General features: G+C 33.6%; 2 rRNA genes. Both read right to left on the bottom strand.

The annotated features are described in order from the left end of the window. Nucleotides 1–122, bottom strand: a 23S ribosomal RNA gene (locus tag DYH56_RS15745); the annotation flags it as partial. Nucleotides 123–410: 288 nt separating this feature from the next. Continuing rightward, a 16S ribosomal RNA gene (locus DYH56_RS15750) occupies nt 411–512 on the bottom strand; the annotation flags it as partial.

Below are 512 nucleotides of genomic sequence, written 5' to 3' on the forward strand. Positions count from 1 at the left end.
CCATTCGGAAATCTAAGACTATTACGCTCAATTGCAGCTTGTCTTAGCTTATCGCAGCTTATCACGTCCTTCATCGGCTCTTACTACCAAGGCATTCTCCGTGCGCCCTTAATTTCTTAACCTATTATTAATGTTTATATACATAAATATCAATATTTTTTGCTCTTTGTTTTTAGAATTTTTGAAATCTAATTTACGTTCAGTTATTTCTAACTCTTCGTTAATTATCGTTATGCTCTCACATAACTTGAAGATCTAATAAAATTGTTAATTTATTATTTCATTATTATATAGTTTTCAATGTCCAACTGGTATTTTCTCATAAAGAGAACATTACCAAATAAATAGAGAAAGAGAGATGTAAATATTCTTTATATAGATCGTAAACGATCTCATAAAGTGCTCCTTAGAAAGGAGGTGATCCATCCGCACCTTCCGGTACGGATACCTTGTTACGACTTCACCCCAATCGCTAATCACACCTTAGGAACATCCCTCCATAAATGGTTAGG

It is taken from the genome of Psychrilyobacter piezotolerans, from assembly GCF_003391055.1.
GTDB classification, from domain to species: Bacteria; Fusobacteriota; Fusobacteriia; order Fusobacteriales; family Fusobacteriaceae; genus Psychrilyobacter; species Psychrilyobacter piezotolerans.